Raw genomic sequence first — 238 nt, 5'->3', positions numbered from 1 at the left:
GAACCACCGACCTCACGCTTATCAGGCGTGCGCTCTAACCAGCTGAGCTATAAGCCCATTCGAAAGCTAAGGTATCTTCCCTCAACTAAATTCAGCTACGCTTCATTAAGGTTCGGGAAGCGCCTCGCACTAAATTCAATCTTCGCTTAACAGCTCGATTTCATTAAGTTGCTTTCGGCGTGGAGATGAAGAGATTCGAACTCTCGACCCCCTGCTTGCAAGGCAGGTGCTCTCCCAA

1 tRNA gene (only partly in view) is annotated in these 238 nt (G+C 49.6%); it reads right to left on the bottom strand.

Annotated features, from left to right (window positions below):
• Positions 1–180: 180 nt before the first annotated feature.
• Positions 181–238: transfer RNA gene (locus tag DXC01_RS20020), tRNA-Ala, on the bottom strand (it continues 50 nt past the right edge of the window).

It is taken from the genome of Blautia sp. OM07-19 (assembly GCF_003481595.1).
Lineage (GTDB): Bacteria > Bacillota > Clostridia > Lachnospirales > Lachnospiraceae > Blautia_A > Blautia_A intestinihominis.
This window is presented reverse-complemented; position numbering and strand designations above follow the sequence as displayed.